At 45.9% G+C, this 20960-nt stretch carries 22 protein-coding genes and 1 tRNA gene; 3 read left to right on the forward strand and 20 right to left on the reverse strand.

Annotated features, from left to right (window positions below; all coding sequences use genetic code 11):
- Nucleotides 1–59 precede the first annotated feature (59 nt).
- The 9 genes from DCMF_RS05740 to DCMF_RS05780 all read right to left on the reverse strand — a co-directional run bounded on the left by DCMF_RS05740 (nt 60) and on the right by DCMF_RS05780 (nt 7521).
- Nucleotides 60–764 (reverse strand): TerC family protein, encoded by a 705-nt coding sequence (locus tag DCMF_RS05740; protein WP_148133540.1) that lies wholly within the window; start codon nt 762–764, stop codon nt 60–62.
- 248 nt (nt 765–1012) lie between these two features.
- Nucleotides 1013–1141 (reverse strand): OadG-related small transporter subunit, encoded by a 129-nt coding sequence (locus DCMF_RS05745; protein ID WP_148133541.1) that lies wholly within the window; start codon nt 1139–1141, stop codon nt 1013–1015.
- Nucleotides 1142–1166: 25 nt separating this feature from the next.
- Nucleotides 1167–2417 carry a sodium ion-translocating decarboxylase subunit beta gene (locus tag DCMF_RS05750; RefSeq protein WP_148133542.1) on the reverse strand — a complete coding sequence of 417 codons (1251 nt, stop codon included), beginning with the start codon at nt 2415–2417 and terminating at the stop codon, nt 1167–1169.
- A 215-nt stretch (nt 2418–2632) separates the two neighbouring features.
- Nucleotides 2633–3049 (reverse strand): biotin/lipoyl-containing protein, encoded by a 417-nt coding sequence (locus DCMF_RS05755; RefSeq protein WP_335582388.1) that lies wholly within the window; start codon nt 3047–3049, stop codon nt 2633–2635.
- Nucleotides 3046–3408, reverse strand: coding sequence for an OadG family protein (locus DCMF_RS05760; protein ID WP_148133543.1), 363 nt, complete (start codon nt 3406–3408; stop codon nt 3046–3048). The genes DCMF_RS05755 and DCMF_RS05760 overlap by 4 nt, the downstream gene beginning before the upstream one ends.
- Before the next feature lie 17 nt (nt 3409–3425).
- Nucleotides 3426–4976, reverse strand: a complete 1551-nt coding sequence (locus tag DCMF_RS05765; protein WP_148133544.1) for an acyl-CoA carboxylase subunit beta — start codon at nt 4974–4976, stop codon at nt 3426–3428.
- Between the two features lie 18 nt (nt 4977–4994).
- Nucleotides 4995–5396 carry a methylmalonyl-CoA epimerase gene (gene mce, locus DCMF_RS05770; RefSeq protein ID WP_148133545.1) on the reverse strand — a complete coding sequence of 134 codons (402 nt, stop codon included), beginning with the start codon at nt 5394–5396 and terminating at the stop codon, nt 4995–4997.
- A 38-nt stretch (nt 5397–5434) separates the two neighbouring features.
- A complete protein-coding gene (locus tag DCMF_RS05775) occupies nt 5435–5830 on the reverse strand; it encodes a cobalamin B12-binding domain-containing protein (protein ID WP_148133546.1) in 396 nt (131 codons plus the stop codon).
- A gap of 14 nt (nt 5831–5844) precedes the next feature.
- Nucleotides 5845–7521: an acyl-CoA mutase large subunit family protein gene (locus DCMF_RS05780; RefSeq protein WP_148133547.1), complete on the reverse strand. Its 1677-nt coding sequence runs from the start codon at nt 7519–7521 to the stop codon at nt 5845–5847.
- A 713-nt stretch (nt 7522–8234) separates the two neighbouring features.
- Between DCMF_RS05780 and DCMF_RS05785 the strand changes: the two genes are divergently transcribed.
- Nucleotides 8235–8453: a helix-turn-helix domain-containing protein gene (locus DCMF_RS05785; protein WP_148133548.1), complete on the forward strand. Its 219-nt coding sequence runs from the start codon at nt 8235–8237 to the stop codon at nt 8451–8453.
- On the opposite strand, the gene DCMF_RS05790 is transcribed toward DCMF_RS05785, so the two are convergent.
- Together DCMF_RS05790 and DCMF_RS05795 are read right to left on the reverse strand one after the other, a co-directional pair.
- Nucleotides 8450–9697 (reverse strand): adenosylhomocysteinase, encoded by a 1248-nt coding sequence (locus DCMF_RS05790; RefSeq protein ID WP_148133549.1) that lies wholly within the window; start codon nt 9695–9697, stop codon nt 8450–8452. The genes DCMF_RS05785 and DCMF_RS05790 overlap by 4 nt on opposite strands.
- A 92-nt stretch (nt 9698–9789) precedes the next feature.
- Nucleotides 9790–10398: a DUF3786 domain-containing protein gene (locus DCMF_RS05795; protein WP_148133550.1), complete on the reverse strand. Its 609-nt coding sequence runs from the start codon at nt 10396–10398 to the stop codon at nt 9790–9792.
- 90 nt (nt 10399–10488) lie between these two features.
- Here DCMF_RS05795 and DCMF_RS05800 point away from each other — a divergent pair.
- Nucleotides 10489–10564 (forward strand) — tRNA-Arg (locus DCMF_RS05800).
- Nucleotides 10565–10691: 127 nt separating this feature from the next.
- On the opposite strand, the gene DCMF_RS05805 is transcribed toward DCMF_RS05800, so the two are convergent.
- The 6 genes from DCMF_RS05805 to trkA all read right to left on the reverse strand — a co-directional run bounded on the left by DCMF_RS05805 (nt 10692) and on the right by trkA (nt 16690).
- Entirely contained in the window at nt 10692–11498 is an 807-nt protein-coding gene (locus tag DCMF_RS05805; protein WP_214659130.1) for a carbon-nitrogen family hydrolase, read from the reverse strand.
- Between the two features lie 99 nt (nt 11499–11597).
- Entirely contained in the window at nt 11598–12302 is a 705-nt protein-coding gene (locus DCMF_RS05810; RefSeq protein WP_148133552.1) for an HAD family hydrolase, read from the reverse strand.
- 27 nt (nt 12303–12329) lie between these two features.
- On the reverse strand, nt 12330–13121 hold the full coding sequence (locus DCMF_RS05815) for an ATP-binding protein (protein WP_148133553.1): 792 nt from the start codon (nt 13119–13121) through the stop codon (nt 12330–12332).
- Nucleotides 13122–13136: 15 nt separating this feature from the next.
- Nucleotides 13137–13871, reverse strand: a complete 735-nt coding sequence (locus DCMF_RS05820; protein WP_148133554.1) for a DnaD domain-containing protein — start codon at nt 13869–13871, stop codon at nt 13137–13139.
- Between the two features lie 26 nt (nt 13872–13897).
- On the reverse strand, nt 13898–15340 hold the full coding sequence (locus DCMF_RS05825) for a TrkH family potassium uptake protein (protein WP_148133555.1): 1443 nt from the start codon (nt 15338–15340) through the stop codon (nt 13898–13900).
- Nucleotides 15341–15355: 15 nt separating this feature from the next.
- Entirely contained in the window at nt 15356–16690 is a 1335-nt protein-coding gene (gene trkA / locus DCMF_RS05830; RefSeq protein ID WP_148133556.1) for a Trk system potassium transporter TrkA, read from the reverse strand.
- A gap of 216 nt (nt 16691–16906) precedes the next feature.
- On the opposite strand from trkA, the gene DCMF_RS05835 reads away from it, so the two are divergent.
- A complete protein-coding gene (locus DCMF_RS05835; RefSeq protein WP_148133557.1) occupies nt 16907–17758 on the forward strand; it encodes an Asp23/Gls24 family envelope stress response protein in 852 nt (283 codons plus the stop codon).
- Here DCMF_RS05835 and DCMF_RS05840 read toward each other — a convergent pair.
- Genes DCMF_RS05840 through DCMF_RS05850 form a run of 3 tightly spaced genes read right to left on the reverse strand, consistent with a single transcriptional unit; the run spans nt 17726 to nt 20931 of the window.
- Entirely contained in the window at nt 17726–19267 is a 1542-nt protein-coding gene (locus DCMF_RS05840; protein WP_236860200.1) for an MBL fold metallo-hydrolase RNA specificity domain-containing protein, read from the reverse strand. The genes DCMF_RS05835 and DCMF_RS05840 overlap by 33 nt on opposite strands.
- 9 nt (nt 19268–19276) lie before the next feature.
- Nucleotides 19277–20452: an aminotransferase class I/II-fold pyridoxal phosphate-dependent enzyme gene (locus DCMF_RS05845; protein ID WP_148133558.1), complete on the reverse strand. Its 1176-nt coding sequence runs from the start codon at nt 20450–20452 to the stop codon at nt 19277–19279.
- On the reverse strand, nt 20449–20931 hold the full coding sequence (locus DCMF_RS05850; RefSeq protein ID WP_148133559.1) for an Lrp/AsnC family transcriptional regulator: 483 nt from the start codon (nt 20929–20931) through the stop codon (nt 20449–20451). Before DCMF_RS05850 ends, DCMF_RS05845 begins: the two co-directional genes overlap by 4 nt.
- Nucleotides 20932–20960: the final 29 nt, after the last annotated feature.

Consider the following 20960-nt stretch of genomic DNA (forward strand, 5'->3'; position numbering starts at 1 on the left):
TAATTTAAATTGGATCGCATGCGTTTATATTTTGAATCTACTGACTTTTCTTTTTCTCATTATTTAAACCCATTGCCCGGCTCTTTGGTCGCCCAAAAGCCGTAAAATAAAACGAAAATAGAGCAGATCCAGGGAATAAGGACAGCCAGCGTTTTTCCTGTTACTTGCTCTAAACCGAGGGCTTGATCATGAAAGAACATGCTTGTGGCCGTATGCATCAAAATAGCGGCGCCGAAATAGATCAGCATAGGATGCCTGCCCATCAATTTTGCCAGCCAGGTTGATCCCAGCACAAGGATGGGAATGGACAAAAGCAGCCCGAAAATGACCAGCCAGGGATTCCCATGAGCGGCTCCGGCCACCCCCATCACATTATCAAAAGCCATGGAAAGGTCGGCAATTACAATCGTCACCACGGCGCGCCAAAACTTGTTGGCACCCTGGATATGGGCCTCTTGCCCGTTTGACTTGATTAATTTGTACGTAATCCACAACAAAATAGCCCCCCCGGTCGCGCTTAAATATTTGATCGTTAACAAGTAAACAGCAAAAATAGTAAAACTCACCCTTAATAGGATGGCACCGACGGCACCAAATAATGCCGCCTTTCGTTGCATGGTTCGGGGAAGATTTCGGATCGCTAAACCAATAACAGCGGCATTATCACCGCTCAGAACCAAATCAATCACACTGATGCAGATCACAGCGGAAAAATTATGCCAAAGCCAGCCCCATTCGGAAAAATGCTGCAGGATATTGTTCATTTTTTCTCTCCCGGTTTTTTTCAGTGTACTCAGGGATGGATCCCTAAGCCATTTTAATTATATTCAGGAAAACCACAATATTACCCGGTAAAGAAAAAAACACTAGAAAACTTGGCTTGCGCCAAGCCTCTGGCGCCGGCGGAAGCCTTAGTTGCACTTATACTTTCAACCTTTTAAAGTATAAATTCTGAAAGTAAAAAAGAGAACCCTTTTGGGGTTCTCCGGCTGTCCATGCAATGGATATCACTTCAAGACTCTTCTTCTGGGGGAAATGCCTTCAGTAAGAGCTTTATCATAAAATAAAAGAGAATTAAGACACTAAATACCCCGACCAAACCCAACACCATTACTTCTAAGCCTAATTCCATCAAACCCATTTTCCTACCCCCTTCGAATGTTACACTACCTGAGTAAATATGGTACCAATGCCAAGACCATGCCGCCGGCGATAATAGAGCCGATCTGCCCGGACACATTGGCCCCAATGGCCTGCATTAATACGAAATTTGTCGGGTCTTCTTTTTGGGCCAGTTTTTGAATCACCCGCGCCGACATGGGAAAAGCAGAAATCCCGGCCGCTCCTACCATGGGGTTCACTTTCTCCTTGGTAAATAAATTCATCAGTTTGGCAAAAAGAACGCCTCCCACCGTATCGAACACAAAAGCCACTAGCCCTAAAGCTAAAATCATCAGTGTTTCCCACCGTAAAAACTGTTCATATCCCATACTGGCCCCAATTGTGATCCCTAAGAGCAATGTCACGAGATTGGCCAATTCATTTTGCGCTGCCTGGGATAACCGTTCTACGCATCCGGATACCCGGATTAAATTTCCAAACATTAAGAGCCCGATTAAAGGAACACTGATCGGGGCAATAATTCCGGCCACGACGGTCACCATAATGGGAAACAAAATTAGCACGGATTTGGATACTTTTTCTTCCGTATACTTCATCCGGATCATGCGTTCTTTTTTCGTCGTGATGGCCTTGATTACCGGGGGCTGAATAATGGGAACTAAAGACATGTAGGAATATGCGGCCACAGAAATAGGCCCCAGCCATTCCATGGCAAATTTGGATGCGACAAAAATTGAGGTTGGTCCGTCAGCCGCGCCAATAATCCCAATGGACGCAGCCAGCTTTAAGTCCTGGAAAGACTCGATCCCTAAAGCACCGATCAAGAGAACCGCCAGCATGGTAAAAAATATGCCAAACTGAGCGGCGGCACCGAAGAAAATCATGCGGGGATTTTTTAAGAGGGGTGTAAAATCACACATAGCGCCCACCGCCACAAATATCAGCACCGGGAAAATCTCCGTGAGAATCCCGGAATTATAAAACAATTGTAAAACTCCCGGTTCCACTTGAAAGGCCTGGCCATTTTGAAAAATATAATGCAGGTTCTGTTCAAAATAACTTTGCAGCAAAGGATAATTGGCGACAATATTTGTCACGGTCTGGTCAAACTCCGGCTCGTAGTGCCAAATCGACTGCAAAGGAATATTTACTAAAATGGCGCCAAACCCGATGGGCAGTAACAGCATGGGCTCATAATCCTTTTTGATGGCCAGATAGATTAAAAGTCCCCCAATGCCATACATCACCAAGTACTGCCATTTGAACATTAAAATTCCTTTAAACAATTCTTCCATTGTCATTCCCCCTGATTGTTACTTTTTTCTCTCTCTGCCTCTTGACAAATGCTTCGGCAATTTAGCCGGCCAGTAGCCATCCCCGGGTTTTCCTAAGGATACAAGTACTTTGTATGCAGTATACGACAAAAAAACAAATATCCATCGGGCCCTCCATCACCTGGGAGTGCTGGAAAACTAGCTCACCGGCATGCCGAACCCGATGGACCTCAACCTTATCCTAACGTAAATAGCAAGTCTCCCGCCTGAACACTGTCACCTTTTTTTACAGGGATCGATATGATGGTTCCCCCTTCGGGAGCTACAATTTCATTTTCCATTTTCATAGCTTCAATGATCAGTACCACATCGCCTGAATTGACTGTCTGGCCCTCCTTGGCACTAATATTCAGCACAGTACCGGGCAGCGGGCTCGTTACTTCATTTGCCGCTCCCGTCGGTGCCGGTTTTGGAGCAGCTGGCTTAGGAGCAGCAGGCTTTGGGGCTTCCGGTTGAGGAGCGGAAGCTTTTGGTGCGGAAGCAACAGCATTCGCCGCCGGGGTGGAAGGTGCGGTTGCAGGACTTCCCCCTACCTCTTCAATTTCTACCTCAAATGTTTCACCGTTGACAACAACCTTAAATTTTTTCATCATCTATTTCCCCTTTCAATGAATCTTTGGCGTGTGGCAATAATGTCTGTTGTTCCGACAAAAGACCAGACAGGATGGCTGCCTGAGACTCTCCGAATCGCGGTAAAGGTAAATTCCTCTGCGGACTTTCCGGTCATGGCACAAATAGAGGCGGTAATTGCCGCAACAAGAGCAGGTGAAATACCCTTTGGGGTCTGCACAGGAGTCAGTACCGGCGCTTTGGCCGGCACGGGCGGTTCCGGTTTCACAACTGCTTCTACTCCCGAAGTGCGGTTTTTCTTAAAAAGAGAAGGGAGTAAGGCCAGGATAATAAAAATGCCCAAACCGAGAAGTACGGTTAATGGTCCTTGTGAGATATGCATTATTTTTTACACCACCCTTAGACCGGAATGTTCCCGTGTTTTTTGCCGGGCCGGGCTTCCCTTTTCGTCAATAACGATTCTAAAGACTTAATTAAGTAATACCTGGTCTTTTCCGGCTCAATCACCAGATCGGCAAATCCCCGGGCCGCCGCACAGTAAGGATTAGAAAAACGTTCTTCATAATCGGCTATTTTTTCCTGTCTTTTCTCATTGGGATTCTCCGCACCTTCAATTTCTTTCCTAAATACAATGTTGGCAGCACCTTGGGCTCCCATTACGGCGATTTGGGCACTGGGCCAGGCAATGGCCATATCCGCTCCCAATGATTTGGCACACATGGCCAGATAGGCTCCCCCGTATGCTTTCCGGGTAATTAATTGAATTTTGGGCACGGTTGCCTCTGAATAGGCATACAACAATTTGGCCCCGTGGCGAATGATCCCGCCGTGTTCTTGACCTACTCCCGGCAAATAGCCCGGGGTATCGACAATGGTGAGCAGGGGAATGCCAAAGGCATCACAGAAGCGAATGAACCGGCTGGCTTTGTCGGAGCAGTTGATATCTAAGCATCCCGCCATGACTTTAGGCTGGTTGGCAATCACCCCTACGGACATGCCCTTGAGACGCATAAACCCGATGATAATGTTTTGGGCAAAGTGGGGCTGAATCTCAAAAAATTCCCGGTTATCAGCCAGGGCCGCAATCACATCCATCATGTTATAGGCTTTATTGGGATCATCGGGAACCACGGTCTGAAGGATTTCATCCATCCGTTCTACCGGGTCATCGGTTCCTACCACGGGAACCGGATCCAGATTGTTGGACGGAATAAAACTTAAAAGCTTTTTAATCTGGCTGATACATTCTTCTTCATTCGCGGCAAAAAAGTGGGCATTCCCGCTGGCCTGATTGTGGGCCATTGCCCCCCCCAAGTCTTCGGCACTGACTTCTTCCCCGGTCACAGCCTTAATTACTTGGGGGCCGGTAATAAACATTTGGCTGGTCTGGTTCACCATGAAGATAAAATCGGTTAAAGCGGGAGAATACACCGCTCCACCGGCACAAGGTCCCATAATCACAGAAAGTTGGGGCACTACTCCCGAAGCTAAGGTATTCCGTTTAAAAATCTCTCCGTACCCGTTTAAAGCATCTATTCCTTCCTGAATCCGGGCCCCGCCCGAGTCATTGATGCCGATGAAAGGTGCACCCATCTTGGTGGCCAGATCCATCACCTTGCATATTTTAGCGGCATGCATTTCACCCAAGGATCCGCCCAGCACGGTAAAATCCTGGGAAAACAAATAGACCAACCGGCCCTCGATGGTGCCATAACCGGTGACGACGCCTTCACCCGGGGCGTCCACATCCTGCATGCCAAATTCTACTCCCCGGTGTACCACAAATTGATCCAGTTCTACAAAGCTACCTGGATCCAACAATTTGTCAATGCGTTCCCGGGCAGTGAGCTTGCCGTCTTTGTGTTGCTTCTCAATTCTCTTCGCTCCGCCCCCGTTCAGTACCTTTTCCCGTTTGGCCGCTAATTTGTCCAACTTTTCTTCTCTTGACATTACCTTACCTCCTACACTCTAATCCCGTTCACATAATTCCACCAAAGTGCCCAAGGTTGCCTTGGGGTGTACAAAGGCAATCTTGGCGCCTCCGGCTCCGTAGCGCGGCTTTTCATCAATTAAACGTACGCCCTTTGCTTTTAGTTCTTCCAGTACCGCTTCCAGATTTTTTACCCGGAAGGCCACATGCTGAATCCCTTCCCCTTTCGTTTCAATAAATTTAGCGATGGGGCCGTCCGGTTCAGTAGATTCAAGCAGTTCAACTTCACTCTCTCCCACAGGCAGGAAAGCTACCTTTACCTTTTGTTCGGCAACCACTTCTTCGTCAGTCATTTTGATGCCTAAAACGCCTTCCCAAAATTTGCGTGCTTCCGCAATACTCTTCACAGCCACACCAATATGATCAATTTTTTCCACCATATGATATCCCTTCCTTTCTAGGGCTCATTGCACCCTTCTTATTTCACATTGGCCCGAATGTAATCAACGATTTCCTGGGTAGAAGTTCCTGGGGTAAAGATCTGAGAAACGCCCGCTTCTTTTAAAACAGGAATATCGTCATCCGGGATAATACCGCCGCCGATCACCAGGATGTCCGTAACCCCCTGCTTTTTCAAGAGTTCAACAACGGGAGGAAACAAGTGCAAATGGGCTCCAGATAAAATACTTAATCCGATTACTTGAACATCCTCTTGGATGGCTGCTTCCACAATTTGTTCCGGCGTCTGGCGCAACCCAGTATAGATAACCTCCATTCCTGCATCACGACAAGCCTGGGCAATTACTTTCGCTCCCCGATCATGCCCGTCTAACCCGGGCTTCGCAACCAGTACCCTAATCTTTTTCTCCGACATGCTTCATCCCTCCTTTAAATAGTCGCTACTGCCTGGTACTCACCGAATACTTCCCGTAATACGTCACAAATCTCGCCCAAGGTAGCATATGCTTTCACGGCGTCAATCATGAGTGGCATCAGATTGGCATCGGTCTTTGCGGCCTCTTTCAGGTTGCTTAAGCATTTTTCCACAGCCTTGTTGTCTCGTTCTTCCCGTACTTTCCGGGTTTTAGCTACCTGTAGTTGTTCCACGGCCGGATCAACGCGCATCAACTCTTGGGGAGGCTCTTTCTTCATTTGGAACTTGTTCACACCGATCACTACCTGACTTCCGCTTTCCACCGCCTTTTGATAACGATAGGCGCTTTCCTGAATCTCTTTTTGCATATATCCCCGTTCGATAGATTTCGTCGCACCGCCCAGATCCTCAATTTTTTGAATATACTCCCAAACCTTGCTTTCTATTTCATTGGTAAGCTTTTCAATAAAGTAGGATCCTCCTAAGGGATCAACGGTGTCGGCTACGCCGATCTCATAGCCGATGACCTGTTGGGTCCGTAAAGCAATCAAAACAGAATGCTCTGTAGGCAGTGCTAAGGCCTCGTCCCGGGAATTGGTATGTAAGGATTGGGTTCCCCCTAATACGGCGCTTAAGGCCTGGAATGCCACCCGCATAATATTGACATCGGGCTGTTGGGCGGTAAGCGTACTTCCCGCAGTCTGGGTATGAAAACGGAGCATCATGGATTTCGCATCTTTCGCACCAAAACGCTCCTTCATAATTTTCGCCCAAATCCGGCGGGCAGCTCTAAACTTGGCAATTTCTTCAGAAAAGTTCACATGGGCATTAAAAAAGAAAGAAAGGCGCGGGGCAAACTGGTCCACATCCAAACCGGCCTTGATGGCGGCATCTACATAAGCTATGCCGTCCGCAAGGGTAAAAGCAATTTCCTGTACGGCAGTTGCTCCGGCTTCACGGATATGATACCCGGAAATGCTAATGGTATTCCAGTTGGGAACACTCTTTGCACAATAGGCAAAGATATTGGTAATTAAGCGCATGGATTCTGCCGGAGGAAAGATATAGGTTCCCCGGGCTACATATTCCTTCAGGATATCGTTTTGAATCGTTCCGGACAATTTATCCGGGCTAATCCCTTGCTTTTCAGCTACCGCAATATACATCGCCAGTAAAACCGAGGCGGGAGCATTAATCGTCATGGAAGTACTCACCTTGTCCAGAGGAATACCGTCAAATAAAATCTCCATATCTTTTAAGGAATCTATGGCCACCCCTACCTTCCCCACTTCACCGCGGGATAAGGGTTGGTCTGAATCATAACCGATCTGGGTGGGCAGGTCAAAAGCGCAGCTTAATCCGGTCTGACCTTGTTGCAGCAAATATTTGAACCTTTCATTGGTTTCCTCTGCCGACCCAAAACCGGCGTACTGCCGCATGGTCCAATGCCTTCCCCGGTACATGGTAGGCTGCACGCCCCGGGTAAATGGGTATTCTCCCGGGAAACCCAGCTGTTCCTCATACTCAAACTCATTCAGGTCCGCCGGGGTATAGAGGCGGTCGATGGTAATCTGGGAATCTGTGGCAAACTCCGTTTTTCTTTCTGGTCTTTTCTTTAACGATGCTTCAACTTTTTCTGTCCATCCCTGCTTTCTTGCTTCAAGTTCTTTCACCTGGGTTGAATCCGACATGAAAGCAATCCCCCTTCGCATAATAAATGTGCCTGTTTGGCTTTCACCTGACTAATTTGTGCGTAGGTCTCCCGCATCATTGAGGACATTCCTGTAGCGGTCAAGGGACACACCTCTTGCAGAGGAATATCCCCAATTAGTGTGTCCCCTGACCGCTAACGGCGAGAGACAACGCCCAATTAAGTCATGTATTTGCAGTTCTAAAATTTAGATGGAGTCAAACAATCTCCATCTGAATTAAGAACTTGCTTCAACAGTTTAATATATTAAACTGTCATGAAATCATATTTCCTCCAATTTTATATTTTAAGGTAATTGTATCACTATTTGTAATTTGTACAATATTTCTGCAAAAAGATGCAATGTTAAAATAGTTTTCAACCGTCACAAATATTAGAAAAAGCTGAAAACTTGGCAATTTTGCTTTGCCAATATTATTACCTGGTCATAATCTATTATATCTTTTTTCGCACAAGTAAACAAATAAAATATCTGCAAAACTCCCGGTTCTCCCCTGAATTCCCAAATTATTCTTAAAAGCAGCTCTTCTCTCCCATCTGCGTAAGTATTTTTTGCGGCATATACAGTATATGTCTAAAAATTATACAGTTCCAATTTATAATAATTAATTCCAGCATAACTTAAAGTTATAGTATAATGGTACCATAGCTTGATTGGCCTTTTTATCTATGGCAATCGAAAATGGGAGGAATATGTGCTATGAACTTACACACTTAAGGCTATTTCATGTGCTTGCTTTACAGGGAGCTTTTACCAAAGCTGCCGAATCATTGCACATAAGCCAGCCTGCTTTGTCTGTCCAAATGAAAAAAGCCCTAGGGGCTTTTTTTCGGGAACCGGAGCCGGGTATCATATCCCCCAATAAATGCGGGAAGCGCACACCAAGGTATTATGCTCCGCATCCTCGCTAACTTCTCCAACCGGCCAAATATTCTTTTTGCTCCTCTGTAAGGCGGTCGATCTTTACATCCAAAGTATCCAGCTTCATCCGGGCCACTTTTTGATCGATTTCCTCCGGCACCGGATATACTTTATTTTCTAAACGGCCCTGATTCTCATAGGCATACTTTAAGGACAGGGCCTGCAAAGCAAAGGTCATATCCATGATTTCCGCCGGGTGACCGTCCCCCGCGGCCAGATTCACCAGCCGCCCCTCTGCCAAAAGATATACTTTTCTGCCGTCAGGCAGAACGTATTCTTCGATGTTGTTCCGCACTGTCCGTTTGGAAACCGCGACTGCACCTAAATCCCCTTTCGATATCTCTACGTCAAAATGCCCCGCATTGGCCAAAAGGGCCTGATCTTTGATGACGGCCAGATGCTCTTTCCTAATCACGTTGACATTTCCCGTCACCGTGATGAAAAAGTCCCCTAAGGGAGCAGCCTCCTCCATGGTCATGACGGAAAAGCCGTCCATGATCGCTTCCATGGCCTTAATGGGATCAATCTCCGTGACAATCACACGGGCGCCTAATCCTTTTGCCCTCATGGCGACACCTTTCCCGCACCATCCATATCCTGCAATTACTACCGTTTTGCCTGCCACGACCAAGTTTGTCGTCCGGTTGATGCCGTTCCACACCGACTGGCCGGTTCCATAGCGATTGTCAAACAGGTATTTGGAGTAGGCATCATTTACCGCGATCATAGGAAACCTCAGGGCATCACTTTTTTCCATGGATCTCAGCCGAAGGATGCCGGTTGTCGTCTCTTCGCACCCGCCGATAATCTCTTTGGTCTGATCCCCCCGATGGGAATGAAGCAGGGATACCAAATCACCTCCATCGTCAATGATGAGGTCTGGGTGGAAATCCAACGCCTGATTCAAATGCATGTGATATTCTTCATCACTGGCATTGTACCAGGCACAGGCATGAATACCATTCTTAACCAAAGCGGCTACCACATCGTCCTGGGTAGAAAGAGGGTTGCTTGCCACCATACAAACCTCCGCCCCCCCAGCTTGCATCACCGTAGCTAAATAACCGGTTTTTGCCTCTAAATGTAAGCAAATGGTTACTTTTTTCCCTTGAAATGGCTTTTCTCTTTCAAAACCGGACCGAATTAAATTAAGTAAAGGCATATGCGCCTGCACCCAATCTAATTTTAGCTGCCCGCCGGGCGCCAGATTGACATCACGAATCATTGATTCCATTGCTTCATACCTCCATATTTTTTCGGGATCTGGGGACCGGGGAAAAATAACACTTCCTCCAGTGCCATTCCCCGGATCCTGGTATCCGTGTATTATTTACTGAGACATCCTTTCAATTTGCCAAACAGCATACCGCAAAGAAAGGCATAGTCTTCCGTAGGCAGGTAATCAGATGCCGATTCATCCAAAATAATGTTGGCATTTGGGGGAAACTCTTCATCTTCCCCCCAAAGAACAAAGGTCACCGGAATCCGGGGCAAAGGATAGAAACGGAAACTGATATCGCCAAAGGCCTGTTTCTCGCCGCCAAACTTTTCTCCGGCAGACCGGAAACGATCCAAATCCTTCCCAAAAACATGGATCAGCGGTCTGATACACCGGTTGGAAAAAGGATCAATATAAATATTCCCTCCCGGAAGCTCTTTAAACGTAATATTTTTGTTCAGAATAGGACTTCCTCCGGAATGGGTAAAGTAATGAAGGATCAGAATTCTTTCAATCAGCCCGATCTCTTCTCCGGTAATTTTGTTTACCACAACTCCTTCAGGATAGGTGACCTCAACGGGTAAATTTAAAAAGGTCAAAGAGAATTTTCCGTCCCGATACTCTGTTCCTGTTTTCCAGGCCATATCCTCGGCTCTTTTACTCTTAAATTCTTCCAAAGATTTTTTTAAAGTCACATCAAGATTAAAATTAGCCAAAACCCTGTCCTCCTTCAGATATTTCCTCAGAAATTACATTTGACTTCATGCCTCATTTACGTTAAAATTATTAACTGTGAACAGTAATTTGCGCTCGTAGCTCAGTGGATAGAGTGACGGATTCCGATTCCGGAGGTCGCAGGTTCAAATCCTGTCGAGCGCACCATCTTTTTTAAAAAGCCTTTCAGGCTTTTTTTATTATGTGTACAGGATTCCCCTGTAAGTCGCAGACAGCAGTTCCCGCATTTTTACAATCACCAAACCGTAAAACCTTTCCCCGGTAACCGGATTTTCTAGAATTGACTGTTATCAATCTCATCCAAGATACTGCGCCGTTCGAACAAGGCGGGCAGAGCCTCCCGGGCTTTATCCACTTCGTCCATATCGATGTCAGCAAGGACTACTTCCTGATTGCTGGTACCTTCTTTGATCACATCACCCCATGGGGAAACAATCAATGATTTCCCCGGATAAGGGATTTCCAGGTCTGTTCCGGTGCAATTTGTCCCAAACAAATAGACTTGATTTTCCAAGGCCCGGGCTTTACAGAAAGTAATCCATTGATCCACCTTGGACTCCGGCCATTGAGCTGGAACAACGATAAACCTAGCTCCTCTCAACGCCAGGTTACGCATTAATTCAGGGAATCTCAAATCATAACAAATAATCATTCCCGCCAAACCCCAGGGCGTTTCCACCAATCCCCAATCCTCACCGCCGGAAAAAAATTTATCTTCCTCAAAACCCAAAGAAAACAAATGAATCTTGCGGTATTTTCCCACGATAGAACCCTTTTGATCGATGGCCACTGTCGTATTATAATAGACGCCGTCTTTTTTTTCCGCTATAGAGCCGGCAAAAATAAACAACTTATATTTCTTGGCCAGCTCCCTGATCGTGCTCACAGTAGGACCCTGCAGGCCTTGAGCCAAATGGGGCAAATGGAGCAGATCATATCCGCAGTTCCATAATTCCGGTAACAGGATTAAATCCGCGTGCCCTTGGGCGGCAATTTCAATCTGTTCCGTTACCGTGGTGAGGTTATGATCCAAGTCTCCCGACACAATATTAAATTGAATGAGTGCAACTTTCACAACCACAGACACGTCCCCCTCACAAAAACAATCCTTTAAGCGACTGTTTTTTATCAATGGTGCCGTTCAAAATCATAGCATATTTACTGCCAAGATGCTACTTATTTAGCGTGCATTGACATTTTTCCCTTCAATGATGCTGATAATTTCTCTTAGGTGGTCTACTTGATAGTATTCCCCCTGGGATTCCTCATGTTCAAAATCCCAAGAAGGTGTTAGGACATGAATACAATTCATCCCCGCCCGCAAAGCCGGGTTAATATCTGCTTTAATGCTATTTCCCACAGACCAGGATTGCTTGGGGGAGATGGCATGCTGCTCCATAATACCGCGGAAAACATGATCATTTTTCTCTAATACCACATAAATCCGGGTAAAAAAATCTTTTAACCCGCTTTGGGATATCTTTAAAGTTTGCAGTTCCTGGTCCCCTTTCGTAATTAAAAACAATTGATAGGAGTAAGATAATCTTTCTAAGACTTCTTCAGCCCCTTCTAAAAGTTCCGGTTTTTGATACAGCGCTTTCCAGCCAAGCTCTTCCATTTCCTTCATTTTCTCTTGGCAAGCTGCTTCTCCCCTGTGTGCGCAATAATGGAGGTAAGTTTGGACTAAGGCCTGGGGGAAACATTCCTTGGCAAATCCCCCGCACTTCTTCACATTTTCAATGTCATAATAATTTAAGGTATCCAGGATTTTTCCATCTCCTAAATTCCATTCCTGCATGGTTTGGAGAAACTTTAATTTTACATCATCAAAAATCACATTCGTATAAACCAGGGTATCATCAAAGTCAAAAAATACTGCTTTAATAGTCTCACCGCCATTATCATTTTTTACCTACAATTTACGCATGGCAACCCGGATATCTTCTTCTACGTTTAACCGGTAAATTTTACATATTTCCACAATTCGGGAAACGGTCCGTTCTCCAATCACTTCATTCATTTGTCCGATGGAAAGATTTGTTGTAATCACACAAGGGAGTCCGTAGTTCGTTCGATAATTAATTAAAGTAAAAATCTTATTTTGGGTCCACTCCGTAAAATTATGAGCGCCCAGATCATCCAACACCAAAACATCTGATCTTCGCGCGGCATCCATTAAATCCGCTTCACTAAATTCCCCTTGTTTTTGGTAGGTCGCCCTTAGATCATCCAAAAAATCAGGCACCACCAAAAACAACACTTGCTTTTCATGTTCTAAAAGGGCATTGGTAATAGCGCCGGCTAAAAAAGATTTTCCACTCCCTACGTTTCCTTCAAAAAGAATGCCAAGGCCTGTCTTTTGCTCTAAATACCGGGCGACAAACTCCTTGGCCCCGTCGAGAGCTTTTTCAGCTAATGCCCGGTAAGAAGGGCCTTCATGATCTAAACGCAAATGACGGGAATAAAACTTTAAATTGAACTTATCAAAAGTATTGGACGCCATCATGGGCATCAAGTTGGCAGAGGCAAATTTTTTTAATGCGGCTTGCTGTTTGACACATTGACACTGATAAGCTACATCGCCTTGCACAATAACTCCTTTATCTTCACAATAGGGGCAGTGATACTTTACTTCTCCCCGCCCTGTTTTATCCGGTTCCACCCGGAATAAATTCCTGTTTAAATATTGAGATATTTTTTCCATCTCTCTCACAACCTTTTACAGTTCATACAGGTCTTCCAAGTTTTTGGCGTGATTTTTCCCCGCGGTTATTTTCCTAGGTGCACTTTTTCCTTTCGCCATTCGTCCTTTTTCATGGTTTAATACTTCGTTTACCGTCCGCACATTGGATTTTTTCCATTCTAAGAGAATTTTGTCAATATAGTTTAAATTATAGACACCCCGTAAAACCGCCCTTTTTAAAGATTCTAAAACAACTTCCGGGGAATATCCCAGCTCGTCCAGCCATTCCGCTATTTTTTCGTTTTCCATGGGAGATAAAGGCCGGCCAAATTCCTTTTCGAAGGCCCGAAAAACGGTGGCAAATTCCTGTTCATAGACCACCCGGCTTTTCTCCGATCCGGCGGCAATTTCCGTTTTTCCTGCCATTTCATAAGCCCAGAGATCCATCAACTTGTCATATAAACCGTCGAAATAATACCGGGAAATAGTAGTCTTCTCCGCATCCATACTGTTTTCCGGAACAATGAATCCTTTTTCGATCAAAGCGGCTAAATTTTGTTTCACCACAGCAACTTCCAGACTAAGGATCTCAGAAATCTCAGGAGGCGATGGCAGTCCGTTTTTTCCCATCATAAAAATCTGCAGCAAAAACACGAATTCCCCTTCCGATAAACCTAACTGATGAAAATACTTGAGCAGGAGATTGGGCACGGGTGTACTGTCCCTGGTAATATCAAATAAAAATCGTTTTTCCCATTTGTTTTCTGTCAAATCATTCGCACCTCACGTCACTAAAATTAACTCTTCCACACTTCTGGAACAAACAAAACCAATACCGTAAATATTTCCAGACGACCCAAAAGCATGAACAAACTGAGAAACCACTTGCCTGCCTCCGGAATCGCCGCAAAATTTCCCATCGGACCCACCAGGCCAAATCCCGGTCCCACATTGCCCAGGGTAGTGGCAACGGAACTAAAAGCTTCAATCATATTCAAGCCGAAAGCAGCCATGACCGCTGTGCCTAAAAAAAAGATCAATAAATACAAAAAGAAAAACTGCAATACATTGATCACTACGGCATCCGGAACAGTCTTGTCCCCGATTTTCAGGCATTTCACGCTCCGGGGATGGATTAACCGAAGAATTTCAATAAACGTATGCTTTAAGAGAATTAAGATCCGCCCAACTTTTACCGCACCGCCGGTAGACCCGGAACATCCCCCGATAAACATGGTGATCAATAAAATTATTTTTGAAAAGGTAGGCCACTTTTCGAAATCTACCGTAGCATACCCGGTGGTCGTGATGATGGAAACGACCTGAAAGGCCGCATCACGTACCGTTTTCTCCAGTCCCGAGGGCTGGTTCAAGGCCAAATCGGCACAAATGAATAAAATACTCCCTAAAGTAATCCATAAATAAAGGCGGAATTCTTCATTTTGCCAAAAACTGTTTGTTCTTTTCTTCACCATTTGGTAGTAAAGAGCAAAATTAGCCCCCGCAGCAAACATAAAAATAGTGATCACCCACTGAATATAAGGGCTAGGGTAATAACCGATACTTAAATTTTTCGTCGAAAAACCTCCCGTTGCCATGGTTCCGAAGGTGTGGCACAAGGCATCGAAAAGATTCATGCCGCCAAACAAAAGAAGGATTACTTGGAGCAAAGACAGAATCACATAAGTAAGCCACAGGGCCTTTGCCGTTTCCTGAATGCGGGGTTTTATTCTTTCCGCTACCGGTCCGGGGGATTCAGCTTTAAACATTTGCAGCCCGCCGCCCCCTAACTGGGAGAGCAGAGCGACAAACAGAACCATGATGCCCATTCCCCCCAACCAGTGAGTCAAACTGCGCCAAAAAAGAATGCCGTGGGGTAGGACTTCAATATTGGTAAGAACGCTGGCACCGGTGGTTGTAAAACCCGACATCGTTTCAAAAAAAGCATCGGTAAATGACACAAAGGTTCCCGAAAAAAGATAAGGCAATGACCCAAATAAAGAGGCAAAGATCCAGCCCAGGCTCACAATGGCAAAACCCTCCCGTTGGCGAATGGTTTCCCGGGACTTCAGGAAAAATGTCATCAGCCCGCCCACAACCATTGTCACCGCCAGAGCATATAAAATGGCCAAAGCATCCGGTTCCCGGTAATAAACAGACCATCCCAGGGGAAAAATCATCGATCCCCCTATAATCAGCAGCAGCTTGCCCAAGAGATAAAAAACCAGTCTGATGCGCACACAAGACCCCCCGTATTACGAAAAAAATTGCTCGATCTTTTGAATAGAATTAGGCAGGGCAAATACGATGACCCGGTCGCCCGGGCAGACGATATCGCGACCCCGGGGAATAATAATTTTATTTTCTTGCACCAAAGCCCCGATAATGGCACCGGAAGGGAATCCTACATCCTTCAGGCATTTTCCCGCATATCGATATGATTCGGGAACGATCAACTCCATCATTTCTGCCTGGGCATCGTTTAACAAGGTTACGGAAACAATTTTCCCTTTCCGGACAAAACGCAGAATGGCACTGGCCGCCAACTTTCTGGGACTTACGGCCCGGTCAATGCCCACCTTTTCCACCAAAGGGGTGTAATCAGACCGGCGAATTTGGGCAATCGTTTTTTTGGTGCCTAAGTGTTTTGCTAACAAGGATACCAGGAGATTGATCTTATCGTCTCCGGTCACGGCAACAAATAAATCCGTGGCACCCACATTTTCATCCTCCAATAATTGGAGATCCGTCCCGTCGCCGTGAATCACCAGGCAGCGGTGTAAATTTTGGGCAATAAATTGACACTGGTTGAAATCCTTCTCAATTATTTTCACGTTCATATGTTTATGTTCCAGTAACTGAGCAAGATAATAGCCTATTCTGCCCCCGCCCAGAATGACCACATTTTGCATCCTGGTACGGCGCTGGCCGAAAAACCTCTCCACTTCCCCCATTTCTTTCGTCTGGGCTAGAACAAAGATCATGTCTCCTACCTTAATCATGTCTTTACCCCGGGGAATAATCACTTTTCCCTCGCGCAGAATGGCAGCGATCAAAAACTGTTGCGGGCACTCTAAATACTTTAATTCCAGATTACAGACAGGGGAATTTTCCATCATTTTAAGTTCTAATAATTGTACTTTTCCCCCGGCAAAATACTCTACAATCTGTGCTTCCGGTTTGGTGATCAATTTTGCAATTTCATGTGCGGTGACCCTTTCCGGATTTATGATTAAATCAATTCCCAAGGCGTTTTTCTGTGTCATCTGGTCCAGGTCCACGTATTCCGGCTCACGTACGCGGGCGATGGTCCGTTTCACCCCTAATGACTTGGCCAAAAGACAGGATACAATATTCAATTCATCAAGTTCCGTAACAGCAGCCAGTAAATCCGACTCCTCAACCCCGGCCTCTTTCAAGACAGAGGGATTGGCTCCGTTCCCGCAGATGGTCTGAACATCTAAATGCTCTTCCACAGTATGCAGCCTGGTGGGATCAATTTCAATCACAATCACATCGTGCCCCTCGGAAGAAAGCATTTGGGCGATACTGTACCCCACTTTTCCTGCCCCAACAATAATGGATTTCACAAAAGCAGCCTCCTAATCATCATCTGCCTGTCCCAAATCAGTTTAACGTTAATACATTTATTCTACCACGATTAAAATTAGAATTGAGGGGAAAATTATGCTATAATATCTCAATACTAAAATAATATTATTAATCTTTTTCATCACTTGCAACATAATTTTATTTTATTCGGCCCGGTTTTTTCTCAACTATTCGAAAAAAGGATGTATCAATCCATGCAGGTATTGGCGTTTATTGGCCCCAGCGGTACGGGAAAGAGTCATCATGCCATCTTTGTGGCCCAAGAGTATCATGCGGAAATGATCATTGATGACGGCCTTTTAATTCAAGGAAGTCGGATCTTGGCAGGAAGTTCCGCCAAAAGATCTCCCACCAAGGTGGGCGCGATCAAAACAGCCCTTTTTACGGAGGATGCCCATGCAGAGGAAGTAAAAAATCAGATTGCCGAGAGCCAACCCTCCCGCATTTTGATTTTGGGCACGTCCACCAGTATGGTAGAAAAGATTGCCCTTCGCCTGGAGCTGCCCCTTCCGGAAACCGTGATCAACATTGACGACATCGTCTCCCCGGAAAGCATAAAAAAAGCCCGGCAAATCCGGGAACAATTGGGCACCCATGTTGTTCCCGCCCCCACGGTAGAAGTAAAACAGCGGTTCTCCGGGAATATTATCGATCCTCTGCGTTCCTTTTTCAGAAAAAGAAATCCCGGCAACCGCCCTTTAACCTCCAAACACTTGTGGGTGGAACAGACCGTGGTACGTCCTACCTTTAATTTTTGGGGGAAATTTTATATCTCCAATTACGTGATTATCGAGATTATTAAATACGTCAGCCTGGATGTTCCGGGTATTGACCGTGTGATGCGGTCAAATGTGGAAAACAGCGAACAAGGCCTTGCGCTCCATGTAGACGTTTCTTTGGTCTATGGTTACTTTTTACCGGATGTGATGGTCCAGGCCCAGAAGACCATCCAAAAGCATGTAGAATATATGACTTCTTTAAACGTGATCTCCATCGATATTCATGCCGTGAAACTAGTGATGCGGGAACAAGGAACAGAAGAGTAAGGGTGTCAGGGCTACCAACTGACTATTGATCAGTTGATAAAGTTCTTCACTATGATCCGGAATTTCCTGTGTGATCGGGCAGGTTTCTTCAATAAATTGTTTTGCTGTTAAATCAAAGGCTTCTCCCATGCAGGGAACAAGCGTTTCCACATGAAAACGGTCTTGAACCAAACGAGCGAAACTCTCCGCGACCAGTTCTTCTCCATGGGTAATAAATATTTTTTCCGGCAACTTCTTGAACCCTGCTAACCAGTGCAGAAGTTCATTTTGGTCCGCATGGGCCGAGTACCCTTCCAGCATCATAATTTTGGCACGCACGGCAATCTCTTCCCCGTGAATTTTCACCTTTCGCTCCCCGTCTACAATCCGGCGGCCTAAAGTACCTTCGGCCTGGTATCCCACAAAGATGACCGTACACTCCGGACGCCATAAGTTATGCTTTAAATGGTGCTTAATCCGGCCGGCGTCAGCCATGCCGCTGGCAGAGATAATAATCGCCCCTTGTTTGATCTGGTTTAAGGCCATGGATTCCTCCGACGTGCGGGAATAATTCAGATTGGGCAGCAGGAACGGGCATTGTCCATATTCCTCCATAAATTCTGTGGTCTCGGAATCAAAATACTGGGGATGTTTGCAAAAAATTTCAGTCGCGGCAATCGCCAGAGGACTGTCCACATAAATGGATTTGGGATCAATCTGGCCTTCTTCGATCATCCTGTTCAGCGTTAGCAGCAAATCCTGGGTCCGGTCTACGGCAAAAGCCGGAATAATTACGTTACCACCCCGCCGAAAGGTGGCATTAATGGCATCGGCAAAGGCCACCTCGTTATTCTCTATTTGTTCATGAAACCGGTTGCCATAGGTTGATTCCATTACTAAATAATCTGCGGCCTCCATAACCGTGGGATCCTTCACGATGGGACGGTCGCTTCTCCCCAGGTCTCCGGTAAAGACAATTTTGGTCTTTTTACCCTGTTCCGTAAACCATATTTCCAGCATCGCCGATCCCAGGATGTGGCCGGCATCCCTCATGATCACATGGATTCCGGGAGCAGGCTCAAATTCCTCATCATAATTCATTTTACGGAAGAATTTTGTACATTCCTCCGCCTCCAATGCGGTGTAAATCGGGGCTAGCCCATTATTTCCCGCCCGGAGAAGCTTCCGGTTTTTCCGTTCTACCTCCATCTCCTGAATATGCCCGCTGTCCGGCAGCATCACTTGACATAATTCTACCGTACCCCCTGTGGCGTAAGTGGGACCGGAAAAGCCCCGCTGGTATAATTTGGGCAATAAACCGCTGTGGTCAATATGGGCATGGGTCAGCAGTACAAAATCAATATCCCCCGGATGGAAGGGAAAATCCCCGTAATTGCGTTCTTTTAAAACCTTATTTCCCTGAAACATCCCGCAATCTACTAAGAACCTGGCATGATCATGCTCCAGTAAATAACAGGAACCGGTCACCACTCGGGCAGCTCCGCAAAAAGTAATCTTAATTGTCTCCACTCCCCTTCTCTAGTTGATCAGCTTGGAAACAAAGCGCTCCATTCTGTCCATAGCCTCCATAATTTGCTTTACTGAGGAAGCATAAGAGCAGCGGATGAAACCTTCCCCGCACTCGGCAAAAGCACTTCCCGGCACCACTGCTACCTTGCCCTCTTTCAGCAATCTACCGGCAAATTCCTCAGAGCTTAGGCCGGTGTTTTTGATGGACGGGAAAATATAAAATGCTCCCTTCGGTTCTACAACAGAAAGTCCCATGTCGCGCATCCTTTTTAATATAATTCTCCTTCTTTGGTCATATTCCTCTATCATCCGGGAAACCTCGTCGAAACAGGAGGAAAAGGCTTCAATGGCTGCCTTTTGACCCATAATCGGTGCACATAACATGGTATACTGATGTATTTTGACCATGTTTTGAATAAAATCCTCATGGGCCGCTACATAGCCGATTCTCCATCCCGTCATGGCAAAAGCCTTTGACATCCCGCTGATTAAAATGGTCCGGTCCTTCATATCCGGTAGGGAAGCAATACAGGTATGGGTTCCCGCATAGGTCAGTTCCGCATAGATTTCATCCGATATCACCACCAGATTGTGCTTTATCAACACCTTGCTGATGGCAGCCAACTCTTCCCGGGTCATGATCGCTCCGGTGGGATTGTTGGGATAGCTGATGACAATCCCTTTTGTCCTGGGTGTAATATAAGTCTCAATCACCTCTGGAGTAAGCTTAAACTCATCTACATCAGAGGTCGGGATGGCAACAGGAACCGCTCCCGCCAATACCACACAGGGCTTATAGGACACATAGCAGGGTTCCGGAATCAATATTTCGTCTCCTGGGGAACAAATCGTGCGCAAGGCCATATCCACCGCTTCACTGGCGCCCACGGTGACGATAATTTCTTTTTTGTCGTCATACAAGACGTCAAATCGCTTATCCAGGTATTTGGCAATGGCGGAACGCAGTTCCGGCAAGCCAAAATTGGACGTATACATGGTATAGCCCTTTTCTAAGGAATAGACGCAGGCTTCCCGGACATGCCAGGGGGAAACAAAATCAGGCTCCCCAACACCCAAAGAAATAATGTCTTTTGCTCCGGACACCAAATCAAAAAATTTTCTGATCCCGGAGGGAGGAAGATTCTTCACGGTAGGAGTGATATAATTCTGAGGGATAAAGGTCATGGGGTTACCACCTCTCTTCGGTCTTCTTCCGCATCTTCAAAAATCACACCGGCCATTTTATATCTCTTTAAGATAAAATGGGTTCTCGTACTTAATACATGTTCAATGGTGGCCAGCTTTTGCGCTACAAACAGCGCCACATCTTTCATACTTTTTCCTTCGATCGACACCGAGAGATCATAGTCACCCGACATCAGAGACACGGAACGCACCTCGGGAAACCGATAGATTCTCTGGGCCACGGCATCAAATCCTACCTCCCGCTGGGGCGATACTTTCACGTCGATAATCGCCACGGCGGTTTCCGCACCGGCTTTTTCCCAGTTGATCACGGTGGAATATTTTAAAATGATCTTTTCTTCCTCCAACTCTTTGATGATGCCCTCCACTTCCTCAACGGTCGTATCCAGCATCACCGCTATCTGGTCCAAGGGCATCCGGCTGTTGCACGCCAAAAGTTTTAATATTTTGTTTCTCATCTCTGCATAACCTCCCTTTTTCAAATAAA

This window comes from Candidatus Formimonas warabiya (genome assembly GCF_002777255.1).
Lineage (GTDB): Bacteria > Bacillota > Dehalobacteriia > Dehalobacteriales > Dehalobacteriaceae > Formimonas > Formimonas warabiya.